Below are 18,906 nucleotides of genomic sequence, written 5' to 3' on the forward strand. Positions count from 1 at the left end.
GGCGGCCTGGCAATCCGTTACTGGGCACGAGTACCGAAACCGCGAATCAAGTCCATGCAAACAATGAGAACGGAGATGCTCAGAAACCGGCTGATGGCCATCGCCGTTGCGGCACTATCACTCGCGAGCCCTTCTGTCATGGCTATCGGGCGAGAAGATCGAATCGAGTGCCGGCTTCCCGACGGCGCGAAGATCATTCTTCGTTCCAGATATGACTTCTCATTGGTTCCGTTGCCCCTGGTTCATGCATCCCGAGAGTCGGATCGGCGCGATTGGGACGCGGAATACCATGGAATGGACGGTGGTCCGGTCGATATCCCGATATCGGTCTTCTACTACGGAAAGCAGGCCGTCGATGCTGCGTTAGCGTGTGCTCATTTCGGCCTCAGAAATGGCGTGGCGCTCGGTCCGATGACGTTTCGCTACTCCACAGGCAAGTGGGCCTCCAGGGAAAAGTTTCCTCGGGGAGAACTCGATGTTACATGGGTGTATGTTGTCCCCAATGAACTGCCTGCTCATTTGCGACAGAAGATGGATGAAGCGGGCATCAAGGATGCGGCGCCGAAGTTCGGTTTCATCGTGCCGATGGGCGGCCGTCTGGTTTATGAGCAGCCCTTGCATAAGACGCACGAGGGTTTTGCTCACACGCGCATCTTTGACGCCGTTTTTCAGTCGTTTTCTGATGACCAAGGCACGACCTGGTCATCGCCCGTCGTCACCACCGATGCGCTGATTTTCGAACTTGGCAAAACGTGGCTGCAGCAAAGTTTTGTCGCGCGCCCAGTCTCCCTGAATGGGGTCAAGATTCCGCCTCAGTGACTGCTTGCCTTTGCGGGCCTGACGCCCGTGCTTCGTATGCGCTGCAACGATTGCAGCGTTCAACGGGGAGCAGCGTTTTGACGTTGGCACCGCGGTAATCAACCCCTAGACGCACCCGGCGCGAATCCGTCAGCCGCGGTTCTGGCCCGCAGCAGCGACCATCACGTTGGCCGGGATGGCAGCCTGCGCGGCGACCTGCTGGTAACCGATCACCGTGGTGCCGACAGTGCCAGCCACACCGGCAAAGGCGATCAGGGCAGCGACGAGGGCTTGGGTCGGGCGGATGCGAAGGGCGTTCATGGCGATCTCCTGTCTTTCACTGGGGGGCAGCGTTCGGTGCTGCGTTGAGTGCAGGATGGATCAATGCCCTGATGGCCGCGAGCGGCGTGCGATGAACTGCAGCCGGCGCGGAACAGGCTGCAGAAAACCGGCCGCAGACGGCGCACTCTCGCGGCGCCGGATTCACACCCGCCCAAGGGATTCGGGCACGGGATCGAACCGCGCGGACCGAGGCGTCGCGCATCCCTTTGCGGGACTACAAACCTCAATTGCTGATCGACAAGTCTTCGGCTTAACGGTCATTCGACAGGCGGGCGGGCTCAGTCTGCAATGCGTTACTTTTCGGACTGCCAAATTCGATCATCACCGAACCCTGCGTCTCGATCCGCCGACGCACATACCGGACGAGCCGGTTGAATCTGGGCACAGCCTGTTAAAGACCGGTCATTTTCAGGATGGCTTCGGGCAGACGCTCACCCTGAATCACGATGCCGGCGAGTTGAGCCTGGATGCGGGCGAGATCGTCCACATTGAGTTCCACGTTCACTGCGCCAAGATTTTCTTCCAGACGGTGCAGCCTGGTGGTGCCGGGAATCGGCACGATCCATGGCTTCTGCGCCAGCAGCCAGGCCAGCGCGATCTGGGCAGGCGTGGCCCCCTTGCTGGCAGCGATGCTCTTCAGCAGTTCCACCAGCGCGAGATTCTGCGTGCGGGCCTCGGGCGAAAAACGCGGCACGATGTTGCGGAAGTCGCCCGCCTCGAACTGGGTGCTGGCGTCGATCTTGCCGGTCAGGAAGCCGGCGCCAAGCGGGGTGAAAGGCACGAACCCGATAGCCAGCGCCTCGAGCGTGCTCAGCAGTTCCAGCTCCGGCCCGCGCCAAAACATCGAGTATTCACTCTGCACGGCCGCAAGCGGCAACACCGCATGAGCGCGACGGATCGTGTGCACACCCGCTTCCGACAAGCCGAAGTGGCGCACCTTGCCTTCAGCCACCAGATCCTTGACGGCGCCGGCGACGTCCTCGATCGGCACGGCCGGATCGACACGGTGCTGGTAGAGCAGATCGATGTAATCGGTACGCAGACGCTTCAGGCTGGCCTCGACCGCCGCCTTGATGTGTGCCGGCCGGCTGTTGGTGCCCGGGCCTCGCTGGCCGGTGACCGGATCAATGTCGAAGCCGAATTTGGTGGCAATGACGACCTGATCGCGGATCGGCGCGAGCGCCTCGCCGAGCAGTTCTTCGTTTGCGAAGGGGCCATAGGCCTCGGCAGTGTCGAAGAGTGTCACGCCACGTTCATGCGCGGCACGCAACAGGCCGATCATCTCCGACCGATCTGCGGGAGGGCCATAGATGGCGCCGGTCATGCTCATGCAGCCCAGACCGATGGCTGAAACCTCAAGACCGCTGTTGCCAAGTGCGCGTTTCTGCATGTAGTGCTCCTTACGGAAAATTCGAAGTCCCGGCTCAGCCGGCGTATTGCTGGGCGCTGACCTTTTCCATCCAGTCGGAATTTTTTCCGTCCAGTGACGCCTGGATCGCGATGTGCGACATCGCGGTATCCGGCGCGGCGCCATGCCAGTGCTTCACGCCTGCCGGGATGGTGACAACATCACCGGGACGGATTTCCTGTATCGGCCCACCCCAGTGCTGCACACGGCCGCAACCAGAGGTCACCACCAGGGTCTGCCCGAGCGGATGGGCATGCCACGCGGTACGGGCGCCGGGCAGGAAAGTCACCAGCCCGCCCGAAACGGTGGCCGGCCCCGGCGCGGTAAAGAGCATTTCGACATTGACTGTGCCGGTGAACCACTCGGCAGGACCGGCAAAGGTCTTGTGACTGCCAGCGCGGGCGACATTCACGGCAGCGGAAGTGTCTGTATTCGCTTTCATGGAAAATCCTTTCGGCTCACGATCGGGAGTCAGGCTTGTGAGGACGCCGGGGTGCTGAGTACGGCAGGCGGGCGCCGGAACAGGTAACGCGCCGACACCAGCAGGGCTGCGAACAGCAACAGCGCGGCGGCCTGCAGGGTGATACCCGTGTGGCGTGCCATGCCGACAGCATCGAACACCGGTGCGTGGCCCCCTGCATACACCACCACCAGCACGGCGAGCCCGAGCGAGGCGCCCAGCTGGTGGGCGACATTGACGAGGCCAGATGCAGCGCCTGCGTTGCGGCCTTCCACCCCTGAAACACCCGCCACCGTGAGCGGCGCCAGCACCCAGCCCTGACCGAAGCCCAGCAGGATCATGGGCAACATCACACCATCGGGATACGACATCCGCGCCGCCGTCAGGCCCAGCCACAGCAGGCCGACCACACACAGGCTGAGCCCGGCCAGCAGCACACGACGCTGCCCGAAGCGGCGGGTGACGCGCGGCACGCTGATCGACGAGAGGAACTGCGGCAAGGTCACCGGCACGAAGGCCAGCCCGGCCTGCATGGGCGAAAAGCCCAGCGAGCCCTGCAGGTACTGCGCGGTAAAGAACCAGAAGCCCACCATGCCGGCGAGAAACAGCAGGCGCGCCACATAGGCGCCGTTGCGCTGGGCATCGCCGAGCAGGCCCAGCGGCAGCAGGGGCTGACTAGCGTGCTGCTCGATCCACAGGAAGGCGCCGAGCAGCAGGATGCCGGCAAGGATGGCGCCCTGCGTCAGCGACGCGGCCCAGCCGGCTTCGGCGGCCTCGACGATGCCGAACACCAGCGCGAACATGCCCAGCGTGGCAGTCAGCGCACCCGCCAGGTCGAAACGACCGGTATGGCGCGGCGTTTCGCCGATGTAACGCAGGCTTCCGACAATCAGCACGGCGCCTATCGGCAGATTGATGAAGAAGCCGGCGCGCCAGGAGATGAGGTCGGCGAGCAGACCGCCCAGCACCAGGCCGAGGGTCGCGCCGATGCCGGCTGCCGCGGCGTACCAGGCGAGCGCACGGTTACGCGCCTGGCCTTCCTCGAAATAGGTGGCGATCAATGCCAGCGTGGAAGGCGCCAGCACTGCCGCACCAAAACCCTGCACGGCACGGAAGGCGATCATCCACGCGGGGGTCATCGCGGTCCCGATCGCCAACGAGGCAAACGTGAAGATGGCCAGCCCGACGATGAACATGCGGCGCCGGCCGAGGATGTCGCCGGCGCGTGCGCCGAGCAGCAGGAAGCCACCGAAAGCCAGCGTGTAGGCATTCTGGATCCACGACAGGCTGGCCGGCGTGAAGGCCAGCTCGGCGCGGATCTTCGGCAGGCCGGTGAGCACGATGGAGATGTCGACGACCAGCATCAGGTAGCTCGCCATGATGATGGCGAGGATGGTGCCGCGATGGGGATGGGGGTTCGTATTGTTCATTTCGTGCTGACGCCAAGACTGCTGCGCCGATGCAAAGCCGGATCGAGTGCCAGCTTCACGATCAGGTCGGAGAGGCTGTTGAGCGACACGTCGTGCCCACGGAAGGCTTCGCCCTTCTGCGTGAGCTGGTAGCTCACCGACTTGTCGCGGGTGAACCAGCCCGGGCGCAGGATCGTGTAGTCGAGATCCGAGGCCTCGATCAGCGCAGCCGAATCCCGGTAGGGGTCGAGCACGCTGCGATACTTCTCGCCCGGCACTTCGCCGTAGATCCCCATCGAACTGATGAAGATCAGGCGTTTCAATCCCGTCGCCTGCATCGCAGCGATGATCACGCGCGCTTGCTCCGCAATGGCGCCAGCGAGGTTGGCATAAACCACGTCCTGCCCCTGCATCGCAGCCTCCAGAACGGCCTGGTCGAGCACATCGCCTTCGACGATGCGCACACGCGCCGGGTCCGGGTTTGAGATCCGCTTCGCACGGCGCAGAAAGAGGATCAGCTCAACGTTCGGCTGCTCCAGCAAGAACGGAACGGTGTTGCGCGCGAGCTGGCCGTTCGCGCCGAGGATCAGGATGCGTGGCATGGGAAGCTTTCGTTAGCGCATCAGGCGGCCGGCATGACGGCCGCCTGAAACGGCTGTCTTACAGCGCGTTCTTGAGGATGGTGGTGACCACGTCGCGGGTGTAGATCTCGGCAATGCCGAACCACTTGGCGTTGCCCAGCACGTTGTCGATGGTCGCCGGCAGGTCGGCCTCGGTGATGCCCAGTTGCGACAGGCGCGTCGGCGTGCCGATCTTGTCGAACCATTGCTCCAGCGCGGCAATGCCTTGCTCGGCGGTGTCCAGGCCGAAGACTTCCTCGGCGAAGCGCTTGAACTGCTCGGGGTTGCGGCCGTGGTACCACTTCATCCAGGCCGGCATGATCACCGACAGGCCCGCACCGTGCGGCACATTGAACAGCGCCGAGAGCGCGTGCTCGATCATGTGGTTCGGATAGCTGAAACCGGCAGTACCGGAGTAGATCAGGCCGTTGAGCGCCTGCGTGGAGGCCCACGCGAACTCGGCCCGCGCCCCGTAGTTTGTGGGATCGGCCAGCAAGGTCTCGGTGGTCTCGATCACCGTCTTGATGATCGCTTCGACCAGGCGCGACTGGAAGCGCGGTTGCACCTTGGCCGTGAAGTAGCCTTCGATCGAGTGGGCAATGATGTCGGAGGCCGAATACACGAGGTAGTCACGCGATACGGTCTGCATCAGCGCAGGATTCACGATCGACACTTTGGGGAAGGTGTGCGGCGAGCCAATCGCAAACTTTTCCCTGGTCTCTTCATTGGTCACCACGGCGCCGCTGTTCATCTCGCTGCCGGTGGCGGCGAGCGTCAGCACACTGAAGATCGGCAGCGCAGCCTTGATCGTGGCGGCGCGCGTGAAGAGCTCCCACACGTCTCCGTCATGCAGCACACCGGCCGCGATGGCCTTGGAGCTGTCCAGCACCGAACCGCCGCCCACGGCGAGCACGGCCTCGACCTGATGGGTACGCGCCACCGCAATGGCCTCGCGCACCGTGGAGATCACCGGGTTGCTGACGATGCCGCCGAACTCGACCCAGGCGATGCCCTGCGCGGCGAGGCTCTTTGTCACTGCGTCAAACAGGCCGTCGCGCTTGATGCGCTCGCTACCGTAGGTGAGCAGCACCTTCTTGATGCCGTGGTCGGCCAGATGCTGGCCGACCTGCTGCTCCTTGCCGGTGCCGAAATCGATGGTGGTCGGGTTGTGGAACACAAAGTTGTCCATGTGTCTCTCCTTGGGATTGAAGGCTGAGTTGATGGGCTGAACTTTAGGATCCACACAAACATTCAACTAGACGGATATGAATTGAATGATTTACAACCAATCACTGTAAATAAGCCGGGTGCTGTCATGTCGATCAACGAGTTGCGCGCCATCACCACCTTCATCCGCACCGCCGAGCTGGGCAGTCTGAGCAAGGCCGCCGAGGCTCAGCAGATCTCGCCGCAGGCGGCCAGCAAGGCGCTGGGCCAGCTTGAGCAGCATCTGGGGGTGCGCCTGTTTCACCGCACCACGCGCAGCATGGCGCTCACCGAAGAAGGCCAGCGTTTTCTGGAGGCGGCGCAGCCCTCCCTGCTCGGCCTGCAGCAGGCACTGCTCGCCGTGCGCCAGACCCGCGAGGACTTTGCCGGGCCATTGCGCATCGTTGGCCCGCGCTCGGTACTGCAACCGGTGATCAGCCCGGTACTGCAGGAATACTGCCGGCTGTATCCCGAGGTGCAGCCCGATGTGCAGCTCGATGACCGCATCGGCAACTGGGTCGAGGATCGCGTCGACGTGGGCTTCCGCATCGGCTCTTCACCGCAGGAAGGCCTGATTGCCCGCCGGCTCTTCCCAATGCAGCTGGTCGTTTGCGCCGCACCGAGCTATCTGCGCAAGTACGGCGTGCCGCAGAATCGCCATGAACTGAACCAACACCGCTGTAGCGTGTTCCGCCACCCCGGCACAGGGCGCCTCGTGCCCTGGCACCTGAAGATCGACGAGAGCACGCTGGACTGGCCGGTGTCGCCCGCTTTCAGCACCAATGACGAACTGCTGGAACTGCACGCAGTACTGGCCGGTGAAGTGATCGGCCAGCTTGCCGTGCCCACGGCCGCGCCTCACATCCGCGCCGGGCGACTGGTGCCGCTGCTGGCCGAGCATGTGGCGGACGGCTACAGCCTGTTCATCTACTACGGCAGCCGTGCCCTGCCGGCGCGCGTGCGGCGCTTCATCGATCTGGCGGTCGACCGGCTAACCGGGAGTAATGACTTTGTATTGAGCGCAGAGGAACTCACCAGCAGACGTTTTTCCTGAAGGCCGCGCAAAGGTCCTGCGCGCAGACCGTCCGGCTGGTTTCCGATACGCCGTCTCCCAAATAGCCATTCAGCGGAAGCACTACCTGCAGCCTGGCGGCTGACCGTTCACCGCATCGAAAGGCCCGGATTCGCTTCGAAGAAAGCATGCAGTGCCGGTTCATCGGCAGCATGCAGTTCAAACGAAGTCAGGCCGTTCACGCTCGGCGAAGGCAGCATGCCGCCTGAGATTGGGGTCTCTTCGCTCAGGTGTGCTTACCGGCAGGGGCGTCGCAGAACGCCCCGCTGGCGGCTCAATAAAGGGTGCGCCCGTCGCCCAGCAGGTAGGCGTGGCAATCCACCGCGGCCTGGTCGCAGTGCTTGATCCAGGTGTCGCGGATCTCCGGGTTCCAGCCGTCGAACCAGTCGGCGTGCACCGAATAGCCGGCCGGCAGCGACAAGTCGTCGGACGACAGGCGCCAGTTCAGCGGCGCGTCGGCGGTGCGGACGAGGTAGAGCACGTTGAGCGTGATCTCGGGCAGCGCGACCGGGTGGGTGGCCGGGCAGCCGCTGCCGGTGGGATAGGCCATGTGGCTCTTGTGGTTGGCCGAGTCGAGGTTGACGCCGTCCCAGCACTGCGGGAAGCGCACCGACATCTGCACGTTGTCGCCCACCGCGCAGTTCGGAATCGTCGCGAAGTGTTCCGGCGAACTGCGGCAGGACCAGTTGGCGACGTCCTGCGCGCCCTTGGCCTTCATGTCGCCGGCGATCATGCGCAGGCCGGCCGGCATGGCCCGCACGTCGGCGGCCTTCACGCCGCCGTAGCCGGTCTTGTAGTACCAGATCGGGTCGCTGGGTACGACCGGCTTGTGGCTCACGGTGTCGATCAGCGCCGGCACCCAGTAGGCAGATCGATTCGCAATGCCGCCGGCACAGGTGGAGTTGCCGCTGCCGGCAAGGGTCTGCGCGGTGGAATAGGCGTTCGCACCGGTGTTGCCGAAGAAGGCGTGCAGGTGCGACATGCCCGGTTTGCCGGGGAACACGATCGGATCGTCGAAGGCCATGTGCGAGAAGCCGCAGATGGTGCGGAAGGCGCCGACGCCATCGCTGGACGGCGTGCCGAGGTCGGTGGTGGGCTGCACCCGCAGTTCGGCAAAGCCATCGGACCCCATCGGGATCGCCTTGAGGTCGATCTGCGGGCACATGCCGCCGGCGTAGCAGACGTTGGGCGCCGCGATGGTGCCGGTGAGCATGATGTTGGCGACCTCGCAGCGCTTGGTCTCGCCCGGCGCGGGGTCGCTGCCGAAGTTGGCCGCGCTGCAGTGCCAGCCGGGGAAGCTGTTGAGGTAGCGCTTGATGAGCCACTTGCCATCGGTACCGTAGCGGATTTCGCGCAGGCCCTCGAAGTCGCAGCCGCCGAAGTACTCCGGGCTGCACGGCAACCAAGCGGTGGGCGTGACCGGGTTGAGCACGGCGCGTTCGGCCGGCAGGTCGCCGGGGGCCGGGGGCGCAGGCGTCGGCTGTGGCGTGGGTGTCACGCCGCTGCCGCCAGATGCGCCACCTCCAGCCGCTGCGCCGCTGCCCGCAGCGCTGCCGTTGCTGGCCGCCCCGCTACCACCGCCGCCGCCGCAGGCAACGACCAGGATGCAGCTTGCGAGAAGCACGGCAAGGCCGGCGAGGAACAGGTTCTGGCGGGGGGCTGGGGACATTGCGCGGCACTCCGTCGGGATCAGGGCGGGCGCGCAGTGTAGCGAGCCCGCCGCGAGTCATGACAAATGACTGACGAACGGCATCCAAGCTGCTGCGGCAGCGTTCAGCCCGGGCGCGGGTCAAGCATCCGTTTCGCCGAAGCCGGGTTGGCCGCGAGCCTGGCCGCCGGCCGCCGCGGGCGCGCCAGCAGTTCGCCGCCGCAATTGGGGCAACAACCTTGCAAGCGACCCGTGGCGCAGTCGGCACAGTAGGTGCATTCGAAGCTGCAGATGCGCGCATCCGTGCTGTCGGGCGGCAGGTCGCGGTCACAGCACGCACAGTTCGGGCGCAGCTCAAGCATGGTCGGCGACCTCGCCCGGCTGCTCGCCGGTGGCAAACGCGAAGCCCTCGTCGGCCCAACCGGTGATGCCGCCGATCATTTCCTTCACCGCCAAACCCAGCCGCGCCAGCCGCAACGCGGCCTTGTTGGCGCCGTTGCAGTGCGGCCCGGCGCAATACACGACGAACAGCGTGTCGGCCGGGAAGCGGCGCATCACGCCCTCGGTCATCTTGCCGTGCGGCAGGTTGATCGCGCCGGGGACATGGCCGCGGGCATACAGATCCGGGCCGCGCACATCGAGCAGCACGAAGTCCTGCGCGCCTTCGGCAAGGCTGGCATGCACATCCCAGCAGTCGGTCTCGAAACCGAGGCGGGCGGCGAAATGGCGGACGGCGTCGGCGGGCGATGCGGCGGGGGTGGCGGCAACATGGCTGGGCATGGCGGAACTCCTTGGGCGAGACAGGTGCAGCGATTGTCGTAGCGCCGCTTGCAGGCTTACAGTGGCGGCACTGACACAAAACGGTGCACGACCGCCAACATGAACACCGCGCCCCACGTCCTCGCCGTGCTGCATCCGCGCGTCGCCTTGTTCGAGCTGGGCATTGCGGCGGAACTCTTCGGCCTCGCGCGACCGGAACTGGGCGTGCCCTGGTACCAGTTCGACACGCTGCTCACCGGCGACGGCCCGGCGCAGGCTGCCGGTGCACTGCGCCTTGCCAGCGATACCGGGCTCGATGCGTTGGATCGCGCCGACCTGATCGTGGTGCCGGGCTGGAGCACCGATCCCGAACCTCCGCCCGCCGCCCTGCTCGCTGCCCTGCAACGGGCCGATGCGCGCGGCGCACGCTTCATGTCGATCTGCTCCGGCGCCTTCCTGCTCGGTCACGCCGGCCTGCTCGATGGTCGCCGCGCCACCACCCACTGGCGCCATTGCGAGCGCTTTGCTGCGCTGTTCCCGCAGGTACGGCTGGACCCGGATGTGCTGTACGTCGAGGAAGGCCGCATCCTTACTGCCGCGGGCAGCGCCGCCGGCATCGACGCCGGCCTGCACCTGATCGCGCAGGACTACGGCAGCGCGATCGCCAACCGGGTCGCACAACGCATGCTGGTGACCCCGCACCGCGACGGCGGCCAGCGCCAGTTCATCCCCGCCGCCTACCCGCAACGCCGCAGTGAGCGTTTCGATGCGGTGCTGGCGTGGGCCGAGGCGCATCTGGCCGAACCCTTGAGCGTGGCACGCCTCGCCGAGCGCGCCGCGATGAGCGAGCGCAGCTTCCTGCGCCGCTTTCACGGCGCCACCGCTCTGACGCCGATGGCCTGGCTGAGCCAGCTGCGGATCGGCCGCGCGCGGGCCATGCTGGAATCGGGCGACGCCACGCTGGACGACATTGCCAGCGCCTGCGGTTACGGCTCGGCGGAATCGCTGCGTGCCGCCTTCCGCCGCGAAGTGGGCTTATCGCCCGCGGCCTACCGGCAGCGTTTCCGGATGCGCGCGCTTCAGGCCTGAGGCGGCGCCATCAGTGCGCCCCGCAACAGGCGGTTGCGGCACAGGCGTTGCGGCTGGAAGTGGCGCAGCAGCGCTTCGATCAAGGCTTCGGCGCGCGCGGAGTTGTCGGCCGAATAGTTGCAGACGTAGGCATCGAGCGTGACGCCACGCAGTTCCGGCCAGGTGTGCACCGCGAGGTGGGATTCGGCCAGCAGCAGCACGCCGGTGATACCGGCCGGTGCCGTTTGCGGCGCGGGGAAACGGTGGAACAGTTCAGCCACCACGGTCAGGCCCGCGGCGGCGGTCTCGCGCCGGCACAGCGCCGCGAGCGCCGCCGTGTCGCACAGCAACGCGTCGTCGCAGGCGCAGTCGAGCAGATCGGCGGTGAGGTGAAGTCCGTGCATCGGGGCAGTCCGGGTGTGGCAAACGCGATGGTGCCACAGCACGGCGGCCCCAGTTCGCAGTATGCTGGCGGCGTCTGCGGGCTACGCCGCGTGCGGCCCGCCGCCTCGACCTTGCAAGGAGGTCCCATGGATGCGCTGCACGATATCGGTCGACCCGCCCCGGGAAGCGGTATGGGGCACGTTGCAGACACGCTGCTCCACCTCGGCCCGCGCCGCAGCATGCTGCTGGCGACCGGGCTCGCGGTGCTGCTGTCGCTGGCGCTGACCCTGTCGGCGCATGTGCTGGTAGGCAGCCTGCCGGGCCTCACGATCCTGCTGATCGCGGCGCTCGGGCCTTTGCTGGCCGTGCCGATGTGCTTCGCGCCCTTCGTGCGCCTGCTGCAAACGCTCGAGGGGATGCGCCTCGAACTGGCGCGGCTGGCGCAGATCGACGAAACCACCCACGCCTACAACCGGCGCTTCTTCCTGCAGATGGCGCAGCGCGAGTTCGACCGCGCGCGGCGCTATCACCACCCCTTGTCGGTGCTGCATATCGAGATCGAGAGCTTCGCCGCGATCGTGTCGCATCACGGCCACGAGGGCAGCGATGCGGTGCTGCGCCGCATGGCCGGCATCGCCCTCGGGGGCACCCGCACGCTTGATGTGGTCGCCCGCTTCGAGAACGGGCGCTTCGCGCTGTTGCTGCCGGAAACCGATCAGGCATCGGCGGCGCTGGTTGCGTCGCGCCTGGTGCAGGAACTGCACAAAGCACCGGTCGCCTATGCCCGCGGCGAAGTCAGCGTCAAGGCGCGCACGCAGGCCGCCAGCATCGAACCAGGCGACGAAGCGCTCGACAGCCTGCTCAAGCGCGCCGACCTCGCCGGCCACGGCGCATAGCGCCCAGGCAGCAGCGACGCCGAGTCGTCACGCGCGGGTGTGCCGGCGCACGGCCCACACGGCGGCCGCCACACCGGCAAGCATCAGCGCGAGGCCAGCGAAAGCGGACGCCGCTGGCCACTCCCCGCGCCACAGGAAGGCGTAGGTGAAGGCGGCCAGGGTTTCGAACACGATCAGTTGCCCCGCCAAAGCAGCGGGCAGCACCCGGCTCGCTCGGTTCCACAACAAGGTGCCGAGCCAGGACGCGCACAGCCCCATCGCAAACATCAGGCCGAGGTAGGCAAACGGGCGCGGCCCGAGCGGCAAGGCGAATCCGCTTGGCGGCGCCACGAGCAGCACGCCGACAAGGCCGGCCAAGGCGAGCGGCAGCGTCGCGAGCCCCTGCGCGGTGGCCCAGGTGCCCGAACCGAGTCGTGTGTTGCGCTTCAACCAATGTGCGTTGCGCAGCGGGTACCAGGTCCAGCACACCAGCGCCGCCAGCGCGAAGGCAAGGCCCAGGCCGTAGTCGCGACCCGCGCCGGGCGCGAGGCGCGCGAGCTCCTGACGATTGACCAGCGCGATGCCGGCGGCGATCAACGCCAGCGGCGGCAGCAGGCGAGACCACGGCAAGGTAGCGTCACGCGCATTACCCAGCAGCGCGATGACGACCGGCAGTGTGCCGATGATCAGGGTCGGCAGCGGCGCATCGGCCAGCTGGATCGCGCTGGCGAGGCAGAGGTAGTAGAGGATGTTGCCGCTCAGCGCGAGCTCGAAGGCCATGCGCCAGTCGGCACGGGTGAGGCTCGCAAGCCGCGCGCGGTCGCGCCAGGCGAGCGGCAAGGCGATGGCACCGAAGGCGAGGTAACGCCCGAAGGCGAGCATCGTCGGCGGGTAGTCCGGCAGCATGCGCGGCGCGACGAAGACCAGCCCCCAGAAGAGTCCGGCGCCCAGCGCGCAGAGCACGCCCTCGACCAGGCCCTGCTTCACCGCCGCGACCACGCCACGACACGCGCGACAAAACGCGCCAGCAGAGGCAGGCCGCTCGGCACCCGCGGCGGCGACAGCGCAACGCCCAACAGCGCGCCGCAGGTGTTGGCCAGCATGTCGAGCGGATCGTAGGTGCGATAACCGCTGAGACCCTGCAGGATCTCCATCAGCACCCCCATCGCGGCGAGAATCACCACCAGCCGCAACCGGCCGGACGCACCGGGGATCAGGCGCGCGAACCAGCCGCCGAGCGTGCCGTAGGCGATCAGGTGGCCGCTCCAGTTGCCGCGGTCGCCGGGTATTTCGGGCGCCTTGGGCGCCAGCGACATCACGATCACCGCCAGCACCAGCGCCCAGCCGATGCCCCACCACAGGCGCGGGTAGTCGGGCTGCTCGCCGCTCATGCCCGCGCCTCCTCGTGGTAAATCGCCACCTGCGGCGGCGCATCATCAACAGCCCAGGCGCGGTACATGCCTTCACAGTTGAACGGCGTGACGATGGTGCCGTTGCGGTCGACCGCGATGATGCCGCCGGTGCCGGCGAGCGCCCCCAGTTCCTGCATCACCACGGCTTCTGCCGCATCGGCCAGCGACTGGCCGGCAAGGCGCATGCGCGCCGAGATCTCATGCGCCAGCGCGCCGCGCACGAAGGATTCGCCATGCCCGGTGGCCGACACTGCCACCGTCTCGTCAGCCCAGGTGCCGGCACCGATCACCGGGGTGTCGCCGATACGGCCCGCCATCTTCGCGGTGCGACCGCCGGTCGACGTCGCGGCGGCAAGGCGGCCCTGTGCGTCCCGCGCCACCGCGCCGACGGTGCCGTGCTTGACCTGCTCCGAGGCCTGCGACGCGTCGCCGCCGGCCGCGATGCGCGCCAGTTCCTGCTGCAGCGCGGCCCAGCGCTTGTCGGTGTGGAAATACGCGGCGTCTTCGAGCGGCAGTCCGCAGGCCTCGGCAAAGCGCTCTGCGGCTTCGAAGCCGAGCGTCACATGCGGCGTGCGGCGCATCACTTCGCGCGCGGCGCAGACCGGGTTGCGCACCCGCCGCAGGCCGGTCACCGTGCCGGCGGCGCGGGTCGCGCCGTCCATGGCCGCGGCTTCAAGTTCGACAAAACCGGCGTCGTTGAATACCGCGCCGCGCCCGGCGTTGAAGCAGGGGTCGTCTTCGAGCGCCATCACCGCCGCCTGCACCGCGTCGAGTGCGGCGCCGCCGGCGCGCAAGACCGCACGGCCTTGCTCGAGCGCATGCGCGAGGCCGGCGCGGATGCGCGCCTCTTCTTCCGGCTGGATCTCGCTGCGCAGGATCGTGCCGGCGCCGCCGTGAATGGCGATGGAAAAGCTCATGTCATGCCTGCAATCGGTTTCGGATCGGCGATTGTAGAGGTGCGGCGTTGCCGCGCCGGGTCCGCGTCTTACATCCGCTTGCATCTGCACCCGGGTGAGGCGCAGTTCGCGCCGGGCCGTCCACTACAGTGGCGGCTATCCTCGAACTACCGGTCACGTCACCATGCTGCGCACGCTCACAACCACCCTGCTCGCCTGTGCACTCGCCACCGGCTGCGCGAACCAGTGCGGCCCCGATCAGGGTCGCGGCGGGCCGCCCTCGGGCGACACACGCCCGCAACGCGGGGGACCCGGCGGACCGGGCGGCATGGCGGGCGGGCCTGGCGGGATGAACCGTCCGCAGGACACGCTGGCGCTGCAACTGGATCTGCTGCACGAGGCGCTGCGGCTCGATCGCCGCCAGGAGCCCTACTGGCTCGCCTACACCGACCGCCTGCAGGCGCTGATGAGCGACATGCAGCGTCCGCACGCCGAGTCGGCGCAGGCCGACGCGCTGCATCGCATCGACGATCGCATCGCGCCGCTGCGCAATCGCCTCGCGGCGCTCGATCAGCTCAGCGATGCCGCCGCTCGGCTGTATCGCGAGCTCGATGCACGCCAGCGTGGCGTTGCCGACGAGATGCTTCCAGCCACTGTGCCCTTGCTGGCCGACAGCATCGAACAAGGTGGCCCGCACGGCGGCATGGACGGCAATGGTCAAGCAGGGCAACAGGGGCAACACCGCCGCCGTTGAAGCGCCGCCAAACACTCAGTGCAGCAGGTGCGGCCCGGTGTAGAGACTGACCACTTCCGCACCCACCAGCGTGACTTCACCGTTGCGACGATTGTTGCCGGTGTCGGAAAACTCGAAGCGATAGGTGCGCTGCAGGCGCAGCTGGCCGTCGTCGTTGCGGGCGAGGCGGATCTTCGCGATCGCGACGGTCTCGTCGAGCAGCTGCACGCCTTCGTGTTCGCAGGTCTTGCGTGCGGCGACGATGCCGGCATCGCGCGCGCGCAGGCTGTCGAGCCACAGCCACACCGCCCCGGCCAGCAACAGCAGGGCGCCCAATTCCCACGCGTCGATCATGTCGCCTTCACCCGGATCGTTTCGCCGCCGAGGCGCACCACCTCGCCGCCGGTGAGCTTGCGCGTCTTGCGCGTTTCGAGTTTGCCGTCGACGGTGACCAGACCTTCCGCGATCAGGGTCTTGGCATGACCGCCGGAGTCGGCGAGCGCGAGCAGCTTGAGCAGGTCGCACAAGGCGACATGCGGGCGAGTGAGCGGGAAGGTATGTTCGGCCATGATCGTGCGGGCGTAGCGGGAAGGCGCCAAGCTTACCGCGTCCGCTCGCTTATCATCGCGGCTCTGCCCCGACCCCCCGCCGAAGATGCATTGCCCCCGCGTCGCCAGCCTGCTCCTGCCCATCGCGCCTCTGCTGCTCGCCGCCTGTGTCAGCGCGCCGCCCGGCCCGGTGGCGGCACCCCCGGCGACCGATCGGCCGCCAGCGGTGGAAGGCAGCACCGCATCGCCGCCACAGGCGCCGCAGGGCGAGGCAGCACGCGTGCCGACGACGCCCTTGCCGCCAGTTCCCGCGGTGCCGCCACGCCCGGCGTATCCGAGCGAGCGCGAAGGCGTCGCCACACTGCTGCGTCTGATCCCGCCCTCGGCGCAGGATCGCCAGGGCTGGGCCGAGGACATCTTCCGTGCCTTCGCCGCCTTGCAGCTGCCGCCCACGCGCGAGCACTTCTGCGCCGCGATCTCGGTGATCGAGCAGGAATCGAGCTTCGTCGCCGACCCACCGGTGCCGGGGCTGGGCCGCATCGTGCGCAGCGAGCTGTACAAGAAGGCGGCGGGGTATCTGGTGCCGACGGTGGTGGTCGACCTCGCCCTGCTCAAACGCTCGCGCAACGGTCTTACCTATGGCCAGCGCATCGACGCACTGCGCACCGAGCGCGAAATGAACGCCTTGTTCAACGAGATGGTCGCGGAACTACCGGAATTCGCGAAGGCGCTGGGCAACAAGAATCCGATCCGCACCGGCGGGCCGATGCAGGTGTCGGTGGCCTTCGCCGAAGAGCACCTGAGCACGCATACCTTCCCGTATCCGCGTCACGGCGCGGTGCGCGACGAGGTGTTCACCCGCCGCGGCGGGGTCTACTTCGGCATCGCGATCCTGCTCGATTACCCAGCGAACTACCCCTCGATGCTGTACCGCTTCGCGGATTTCAACGCTGGCCGTTATGCCGCGCGCGATGCGGCCTTCCAGGCGGCGGTGGCGCGCCTGAGCGGACGCCAGCTCGCGCTCGACGGCGACCTGCTGCGCTACGAAGACGGCAAGCCGCTGAAGGCGGAGAGCAATACCGAAGCCGCGCTGCGCAGCATCGCGCCAAGGCTGGGCCTGAGCGCCGCCGACATCCGCCGCGATCTGCTGCTGGAAAAACAGTACGCCTTCGCGCAGTCGCCGACCTGGTCGCGGGTCATGACGCTGGCCGACCGCGCCGCCGGGCGCGCAGTGCCGCGCGAACAGATGCCGCAGATCCGCCTCGAAAGCCCGAAGATCACCCGCAAGCTCACCACCGAATGGTTCGCGCATCGGGTGGATGGGCGCTGGCAGCGCTGCATGGCGCGCTGAAACGAAAAAGCCCGCTGTGGAGGCAGCGGGCTTTCGCGCGGCGAGAAAGGCGAATCAGTTCTTCGGCTTGGTCGCGTGGATCTTGCATTCGCCCTGGCGCAGCCAGACTTCCTGACCCTTCTGGGCGAGCGAGCTGGCGAGCTCGAGCTTCTGATCGTTGGGGCAGTTCTTGTTGCCCTTGCCGTCGGTGATGAGGAATTCCATCATCGTCGCGCCTTCGCCCAGCGGCACATCGTAGAACACGCCGAACGCGTCCTTGCGGTTGAAGCGCCAGTTGCCGGGCCACTTCGGCGCGCCGGTGCGCGGGCCCTTCCAGGCATAAACGCCCCAGCCCTCGTAGTCCTTGTTGTCGCGCTGGTAGTGCACGCGCAAGGTCCACGGCTGCAGACCGGTGGGCTTTTCCGGCAGATCAGAGGTGTCCTGCTCTTCAGCGTAAGCGACCGAGGTGCCGAGGAGGGCAACGGCCAGCAGCGAGATCATTGTCTTTTTCATGGTGGTCGGGCTTCGGGTGTGGTGGATCTGACGGTGTAGCGGTGATTGATATTGACAGTGTCGCAGGGATTTGCGCCGCGAACCTGATCGTAGTTGCCGTTGCCCCTCTCGATCAAGCCCCTGCGCGACGGGCGGCAACGAAAGCCAGCGCATCGGGCAGGAAATCCAGGCAGTCGGCTTCGAATCCGGCGGGGCAGGCATCGAGTTCCTCGATCGCACCCGCCAGCGGGTTGGGTTGGCGGGCGCGGCGCCGGCTCATGCCGTCGAGGGCAGCAGCCACATGCGCGCGCTCGCGGTAGGCCGCCAGCCAATCGTGGTCGCACATGTGCGGCAGGACTGCAGCGAAACGGACCGGCAGTTCGTGCGCACGCGCCGACGCCGCGGCGTAGACTTCCGCAGTGAAGCGCGTCAGCGGCTGCGGATGGAAGCGCGGCCAGTGCCGCGCAAGGAAGTGGTCGTAGAACAGGTCGACGAGAATGCCGGCGTAGCGTCGGCGCCCGGCGCTGACCCGCGCGCGGCTGGCACGGAAGGCCGGGTGCTGCTCGGCCCAGACGTCGATCGCACGATGCAGGGCAACACCGGCGGCAAGATCCGGCGGCAGCGTGCCCGGCAGCAGGCCTTTGACGAAATCGCCGGCAATGCCGCCAACACGATCGGCCGCTGCGGGGCCGGCAAGGAAGGCATGTGCGAGATAATTCACGTGAGTCCCATCGGTGGCATCGTGAGCGTGCGCGCAAGGCCGCGATCGGGCAAATTCTGCATAAGCAGGCGTTTGTTGCAGGTCAATGTCGCTCGCGCATGGCGCCGATAGGGTCGCGGGTTCGCATCAATCATCCGGGGGGGGGGAAGCGCATGTCACTGGGGAACACGGAACGGCAATTCGGGCCGGTCGCACGGGCTTTGCACTGGTTGTCGGCCTTGCTGGTGGTCGCCGCCATCGGGCTGATCGAATCGCACGACTTCTTCGAGAAAGGCAGCAGTGCACGTTCGCTCACCGCGATCCTGCACATGCAGGCCGGCGCACTCGTGCTGGTGCTGACGCTGCCGCGCCTCTTCTGGCGCTTCACCCAAGTGCTGCCATCGATCACGCCGCCGCCGCCCGCCTGGCAGAACGGCCTCGCGCACGCGATGCACTTCGTTTTCTATGCCCTGCTGCTGGCCCTGCCGCTGAGCGGCATCGCGATGCGCCAGGCGCATGGCGACGTGGTGACCCTGCTCGGCGTGTCGCTGCCCGCGCTGATCGCGCCGAACGATGATCTGCATGAAACGCTGGAATCGCTGCACGAGCTGATGGGCAACGCGATGATCCTGCTGGTGCTGGCGCATGTGGCCGCTGCCGTGGTGCATCACCGCATCCAGCGCGACGACACGCTCACAAGGATGTTGCCGCCGCGGCGTTAATGCGATGATGCGCGTCCAGGCCAA

Annotated in this window: 24 protein-coding genes; 7 read left to right on the forward strand and 17 right to left on the reverse strand. The window is 67.0% G+C overall.

Annotated features, from left to right (window positions below):
- The first annotated feature begins 93 nt into the window (after nt 1–93).
- On the forward strand, nt 94–819 hold the full coding sequence (locus tag GGR36_RS14065; RefSeq protein ID WP_183635352.1) for a hypothetical protein: 726 nt from the start codon (nt 94–96) through the stop codon (nt 817–819).
- A 129-nt stretch (nt 820–948) separates the two neighbouring features.
- Here GGR36_RS14065 and GGR36_RS14070 read toward each other — a convergent pair whose 3' ends face one another.
- The 6 genes from GGR36_RS14070 to GGR36_RS14095 all read right to left on the reverse strand — a co-directional run bounded on the left by GGR36_RS14070 (nt 949) and on the right by GGR36_RS14095 (nt 6,226).
- The gene (locus tag GGR36_RS14070; RefSeq protein ID WP_183635353.1) at nt 949–1,119 is read right to left on the reverse strand and encodes a hypothetical protein; all 171 of its coding nucleotides are present in this window, start codon (nt 1,117–1,119) and stop codon (nt 949–951) included.
- Between the two features lie 412 nt (nt 1,120–1,531).
- Nucleotides 1,532–2,530, reverse strand: a complete 999-nt coding sequence (locus GGR36_RS14075) for an aldo/keto reductase (RefSeq protein ID WP_183635354.1) — start codon at nt 2,528–2,530, stop codon at nt 1,532–1,534.
- A 34-nt stretch (nt 2,531–2,564) separates the two neighbouring features.
- On the reverse strand, nt 2,565–2,990 hold the full coding sequence (locus GGR36_RS14080) for a (R)-mandelonitrile lyase (RefSeq protein WP_183635355.1): 426 nt from the start codon (nt 2,988–2,990) through the stop codon (nt 2,565–2,567).
- Between the two features lie 29 nt (nt 2,991–3,019).
- A complete protein-coding gene (locus GGR36_RS14085; RefSeq protein WP_183635356.1) occupies nt 3,020–4,438 on the reverse strand; it encodes an MFS transporter in 1,419 nt (472 codons plus the stop codon).
- Nucleotides 4,435–5,019 carry an NAD(P)H-binding protein gene (locus tag GGR36_RS14090; RefSeq protein WP_183635357.1) on the reverse strand — a complete coding sequence of 195 codons (585 nt, stop codon included), beginning with the start codon at nt 5,017–5,019 and terminating at the stop codon, nt 4,435–4,437. The genes GGR36_RS14085 and GGR36_RS14090 overlap by 4 nt, the downstream gene beginning before the upstream one ends.
- A 58-nt stretch (nt 5,020–5,077) precedes the next feature.
- Nucleotides 5,078–6,226, reverse strand: a complete 1,149-nt coding sequence (locus GGR36_RS14095; RefSeq protein ID WP_183635358.1) for an iron-containing alcohol dehydrogenase — start codon at nt 6,224–6,226, stop codon at nt 5,078–5,080.
- A 126-nt stretch (nt 6,227–6,352) separates the two neighbouring features.
- Here GGR36_RS14095 and GGR36_RS14100 point away from each other — a divergent pair, with 126 nt between their 5' ends.
- A complete protein-coding gene (locus GGR36_RS14100) occupies nt 6,353–7,297 on the forward strand; it encodes a LysR family transcriptional regulator (protein ID WP_183635359.1) in 945 nt (314 codons plus the stop codon).
- A 292-nt stretch (nt 7,298–7,589) separates the two neighbouring features.
- Here the strand turns inward: GGR36_RS14100 and GGR36_RS14105 are convergent, their stop codons facing one another.
- The 3 genes from GGR36_RS14105 to GGR36_RS14115 form a co-directional block, all read right to left on the reverse strand.
- The gene (locus tag GGR36_RS14105; RefSeq protein WP_183635360.1) at nt 7,590–8,984 is read right to left on the reverse strand and encodes a DUF1996 domain-containing protein; all 1,395 of its coding nucleotides are present in this window, start codon (nt 8,982–8,984) and stop codon (nt 7,590–7,592) included.
- Between the two features lie 104 nt (nt 8,985–9,088).
- Nucleotides 9,089–9,325: a DUF1272 domain-containing protein gene (locus GGR36_RS22325; protein WP_183635361.1), complete on the reverse strand. Its 237-nt coding sequence runs from the start codon at nt 9,323–9,325 to the stop codon at nt 9,089–9,091.
- A complete protein-coding gene (locus GGR36_RS14115) occupies nt 9,318–9,743 on the reverse strand; it encodes a rhodanese-like domain-containing protein (protein WP_183635362.1) in 426 nt (141 codons plus the stop codon). The genes GGR36_RS22325 and GGR36_RS14115 overlap by 8 nt, the downstream gene beginning before the upstream one ends.
- Before the next feature lie 99 nt (nt 9,744–9,842).
- Between GGR36_RS14115 and GGR36_RS14120 the strand changes: the two genes are divergently transcribed.
- Nucleotides 9,843–10,811 (forward strand): helix-turn-helix domain-containing protein, encoded by a 969-nt coding sequence (locus tag GGR36_RS14120; RefSeq protein WP_183635363.1) that lies wholly within the window; start codon nt 9,843–9,845, stop codon nt 10,809–10,811.
- Here the strand turns inward: GGR36_RS14120 and GGR36_RS14125 are convergent.
- Nucleotides 10,802–11,194: an S-adenosylmethionine decarboxylase family protein gene (locus GGR36_RS14125; protein WP_183635364.1), complete on the reverse strand. Its 393-nt coding sequence runs from the start codon at nt 11,192–11,194 to the stop codon at nt 10,802–10,804. The two genes, GGR36_RS14120 and GGR36_RS14125, sit on opposite strands and share 10 nt — an antisense overlap.
- A 126-nt stretch (nt 11,195–11,320) precedes the next feature.
- Here GGR36_RS14125 and GGR36_RS14130 point away from each other — a divergent pair, with 126 nt between their 5' ends.
- Nucleotides 11,321–12,070 carry a GGDEF domain-containing protein gene (locus GGR36_RS14130; protein WP_183635365.1) on the forward strand — a complete coding sequence of 250 codons (750 nt, stop codon included), beginning with the start codon at nt 11,321–11,323 and terminating at the stop codon, nt 12,068–12,070.
- A gap of 27 nt (nt 12,071–12,097) precedes the next feature.
- Here GGR36_RS14130 and GGR36_RS14135 read toward each other — a convergent pair whose 3' ends face one another.
- From GGR36_RS14135 to GGR36_RS14145, 3 genes are read right to left on the reverse strand one after another with little or no spacing between them, the layout of a single operon-like run.
- Nucleotides 12,098–13,048, reverse strand: coding sequence for a DMT family transporter (locus GGR36_RS14135; RefSeq protein ID WP_420847493.1), 951 nt, complete (start codon nt 13,046–13,048; stop codon nt 12,098–12,100).
- Entirely contained in the window at nt 13,033–13,440 is a 408-nt protein-coding gene (locus tag GGR36_RS14140) for a VanZ family protein (RefSeq protein WP_183635366.1), read from the reverse strand. The genes GGR36_RS14135 and GGR36_RS14140 overlap by 16 nt, the downstream gene beginning before the upstream one ends.
- Nucleotides 13,437–14,378, reverse strand: coding sequence for an isoaspartyl peptidase/L-asparaginase family protein (locus GGR36_RS14145; RefSeq protein ID WP_183635367.1), 942 nt, complete (start codon nt 14,376–14,378; stop codon nt 13,437–13,439). The genes GGR36_RS14140 and GGR36_RS14145 overlap by 4 nt, the downstream gene beginning before the upstream one ends.
- A gap of 163 nt (nt 14,379–14,541) precedes the next feature.
- Here GGR36_RS14145 and GGR36_RS14150 point away from each other — a divergent pair, with 163 nt between their 5' ends.
- On the forward strand, nt 14,542–15,111 hold the full coding sequence (locus GGR36_RS14150) for a hypothetical protein (protein ID WP_183635368.1): 570 nt from the start codon (nt 14,542–14,544) through the stop codon (nt 15,109–15,111).
- 15 nt (nt 15,112–15,126) lie between these two features.
- Here GGR36_RS14150 and GGR36_RS14155 read toward each other — a convergent pair whose 3' ends face one another.
- Together GGR36_RS14155 and GGR36_RS14160 are read right to left on the reverse strand one after the other, a co-directional pair.
- Nucleotides 15,127–15,444 carry a DUF3301 domain-containing protein gene (locus GGR36_RS14155; protein WP_221229591.1) on the reverse strand — a complete coding sequence of 106 codons (318 nt, stop codon included), beginning with the start codon at nt 15,442–15,444 and terminating at the stop codon, nt 15,127–15,129.
- Entirely contained in the window at nt 15,441–15,659 is a 219-nt protein-coding gene (locus tag GGR36_RS14160) for an RNA-binding S4 domain-containing protein (RefSeq protein ID WP_183635369.1), read from the reverse strand. Before GGR36_RS14160 ends, GGR36_RS14155 begins: the two co-directional genes overlap by 4 nt.
- An 85-nt stretch (nt 15,660–15,744) precedes the next feature.
- Here GGR36_RS14160 and GGR36_RS14165 point away from each other — a divergent pair, with 85 nt between their 5' ends.
- Nucleotides 15,745–16,989, forward strand: coding sequence for a DUF1615 domain-containing protein (locus GGR36_RS14165; protein ID WP_183635370.1), 1,245 nt, complete (start codon nt 15,745–15,747; stop codon nt 16,987–16,989).
- A gap of 54 nt (nt 16,990–17,043) precedes the next feature.
- On the opposite strand, the gene GGR36_RS14170 is transcribed toward GGR36_RS14165, so the two are convergent.
- Both GGR36_RS14170 and GGR36_RS14175 read right to left on the reverse strand, forming a co-directional pair.
- Nucleotides 17,044–17,481: a pullulanase-associated domain-containing protein gene (locus tag GGR36_RS14170; protein WP_183635371.1), complete on the reverse strand. Its 438-nt coding sequence runs from the start codon at nt 17,479–17,481 to the stop codon at nt 17,044–17,046.
- A gap of 112 nt (nt 17,482–17,593) precedes the next feature.
- The gene (locus tag GGR36_RS14175; RefSeq protein ID WP_183635372.1) at nt 17,594–18,181 is read right to left on the reverse strand and encodes an ACP phosphodiesterase; all 588 of its coding nucleotides are present in this window, start codon (nt 18,179–18,181) and stop codon (nt 17,594–17,596) included.
- Nucleotides 18,182–18,333: 152 nt separating this feature from the next.
- On the opposite strand from GGR36_RS14175, the gene GGR36_RS14180 reads away from it, so the two are divergent.
- A complete protein-coding gene (locus GGR36_RS14180) occupies nt 18,334–18,882 on the forward strand; it encodes a cytochrome b (RefSeq protein ID WP_183635373.1) in 549 nt (182 codons plus the stop codon).
- The last annotated feature ends 24 nt before the right edge of the window (nt 18,883–18,906 follow it).

The organism is Niveibacterium umoris (assembly GCF_014197015.1).
Taxonomy (GTDB): Bacteria; Pseudomonadota; Gammaproteobacteria; order Burkholderiales; family Rhodocyclaceae; genus Niveibacterium; species Niveibacterium umoris.

What these genes read in the sequence shown, in the direction of transcription:
- GGR36_RS14065 (WP_183635352.1), top strand. Translation starts at nt 94, where the DNA reads ATGGCCATCGCCGTTGCGGCACTATCACTCGCGAGCCCTTCTGTCATG.
- GGR36_RS14070 (WP_183635353.1), bottom strand. Translation starts at nt 1,119, where the DNA reads ATGAACGCCCTTCGCATCCGCCCGACCCAAGCCCTCGTCGCTGCCCTG.
- GGR36_RS14075 (WP_183635354.1), bottom strand. Translation starts at nt 2,530, where the DNA reads ATGCAGAAACGCGCACTTGGCAACAGCGGTCTTGAGGTTTCAGCCATC.
- GGR36_RS14080 (WP_183635355.1), bottom strand. Translation starts at nt 2,990, where the DNA reads ATGAAAGCGAATACAGACACTTCCGCTGCCGTGAATGTCGCCCGCGCT.
- GGR36_RS14085 (WP_183635356.1), bottom strand. Translation starts at nt 4,438, where the DNA reads ATGAACAATACGAACCCCCATCCCCATCGCGGCACCATCCTCGCCATC.
- GGR36_RS14090 (WP_183635357.1), bottom strand. Translation starts at nt 5,019, where the DNA reads ATGCCACGCATCCTGATCCTCGGCGCGAACGGCCAGCTCGCGCGCAAC.
- GGR36_RS14095 (WP_183635358.1), bottom strand. Translation starts at nt 6,226, where the DNA reads ATGGACAACTTTGTGTTCCACAACCCGACCACCATCGATTTCGGCACC.
- GGR36_RS14100 (WP_183635359.1), top strand. Translation starts at nt 6,353, where the DNA reads ATGTCGATCAACGAGTTGCGCGCCATCACCACCTTCATCCGCACCGCC.
- GGR36_RS14105 (WP_183635360.1), bottom strand. Translation starts at nt 8,984, where the DNA reads ATGTCCCCAGCCCCCCGCCAGAACCTGTTCCTCGCCGGCCTTGCCGTG.
- GGR36_RS22325 (WP_183635361.1), bottom strand. Translation starts at nt 9,325, where the DNA reads ATGCTTGAGCTGCGCCCGAACTGTGCGTGCTGTGACCGCGACCTGCCG.
- GGR36_RS14115 (WP_183635362.1), bottom strand. Translation starts at nt 9,743, where the DNA reads ATGCCCAGCCATGTTGCCGCCACCCCCGCCGCATCGCCCGCCGACGCC.
- GGR36_RS14120 (WP_183635363.1), top strand. Translation starts at nt 9,843, where the DNA reads ATGAACACCGCGCCCCACGTCCTCGCCGTGCTGCATCCGCGCGTCGCC.
- GGR36_RS14125 (WP_183635364.1), bottom strand. Translation starts at nt 11,194, where the DNA reads ATGCACGGACTTCACCTCACCGCCGATCTGCTCGACTGCGCCTGCGAC.
- GGR36_RS14130 (WP_183635365.1), top strand. Translation starts at nt 11,321, where the DNA reads ATGGATGCGCTGCACGATATCGGTCGACCCGCCCCGGGAAGCGGTATG.
- GGR36_RS14140 (WP_183635366.1), bottom strand. Translation starts at nt 13,440, where the DNA reads ATGAGCGGCGAGCAGCCCGACTACCCGCGCCTGTGGTGGGGCATCGGC.
- GGR36_RS14145 (WP_183635367.1), bottom strand. Translation starts at nt 14,378, where the DNA reads ATGAGCTTTTCCATCGCCATTCACGGCGGCGCCGGCACGATCCTGCGC.
- GGR36_RS14150 (WP_183635368.1), top strand. Translation starts at nt 14,542, where the DNA reads ATGCTGCGCACGCTCACAACCACCCTGCTCGCCTGTGCACTCGCCACC.
- GGR36_RS14155 (WP_221229591.1), bottom strand. Translation starts at nt 15,444, where the DNA reads ATGATCGACGCGTGGGAATTGGGCGCCCTGCTGTTGCTGGCCGGGGCG.
- GGR36_RS14160 (WP_183635369.1), bottom strand. Translation starts at nt 15,659, where the DNA reads ATGGCCGAACATACCTTCCCGCTCACTCGCCCGCATGTCGCCTTGTGC.
- GGR36_RS14165 (WP_183635370.1), top strand. Translation starts at nt 15,745, where the DNA reads ATGCATTGCCCCCGCGTCGCCAGCCTGCTCCTGCCCATCGCGCCTCTG.
- GGR36_RS14170 (WP_183635371.1), bottom strand. Translation starts at nt 17,481, where the DNA reads ATGAAAAAGACAATGATCTCGCTGCTGGCCGTTGCCCTCCTCGGCACC.
- GGR36_RS14180 (WP_183635373.1), top strand. Translation starts at nt 18,334, where the DNA reads ATGTCACTGGGGAACACGGAACGGCAATTCGGGCCGGTCGCACGGGCT.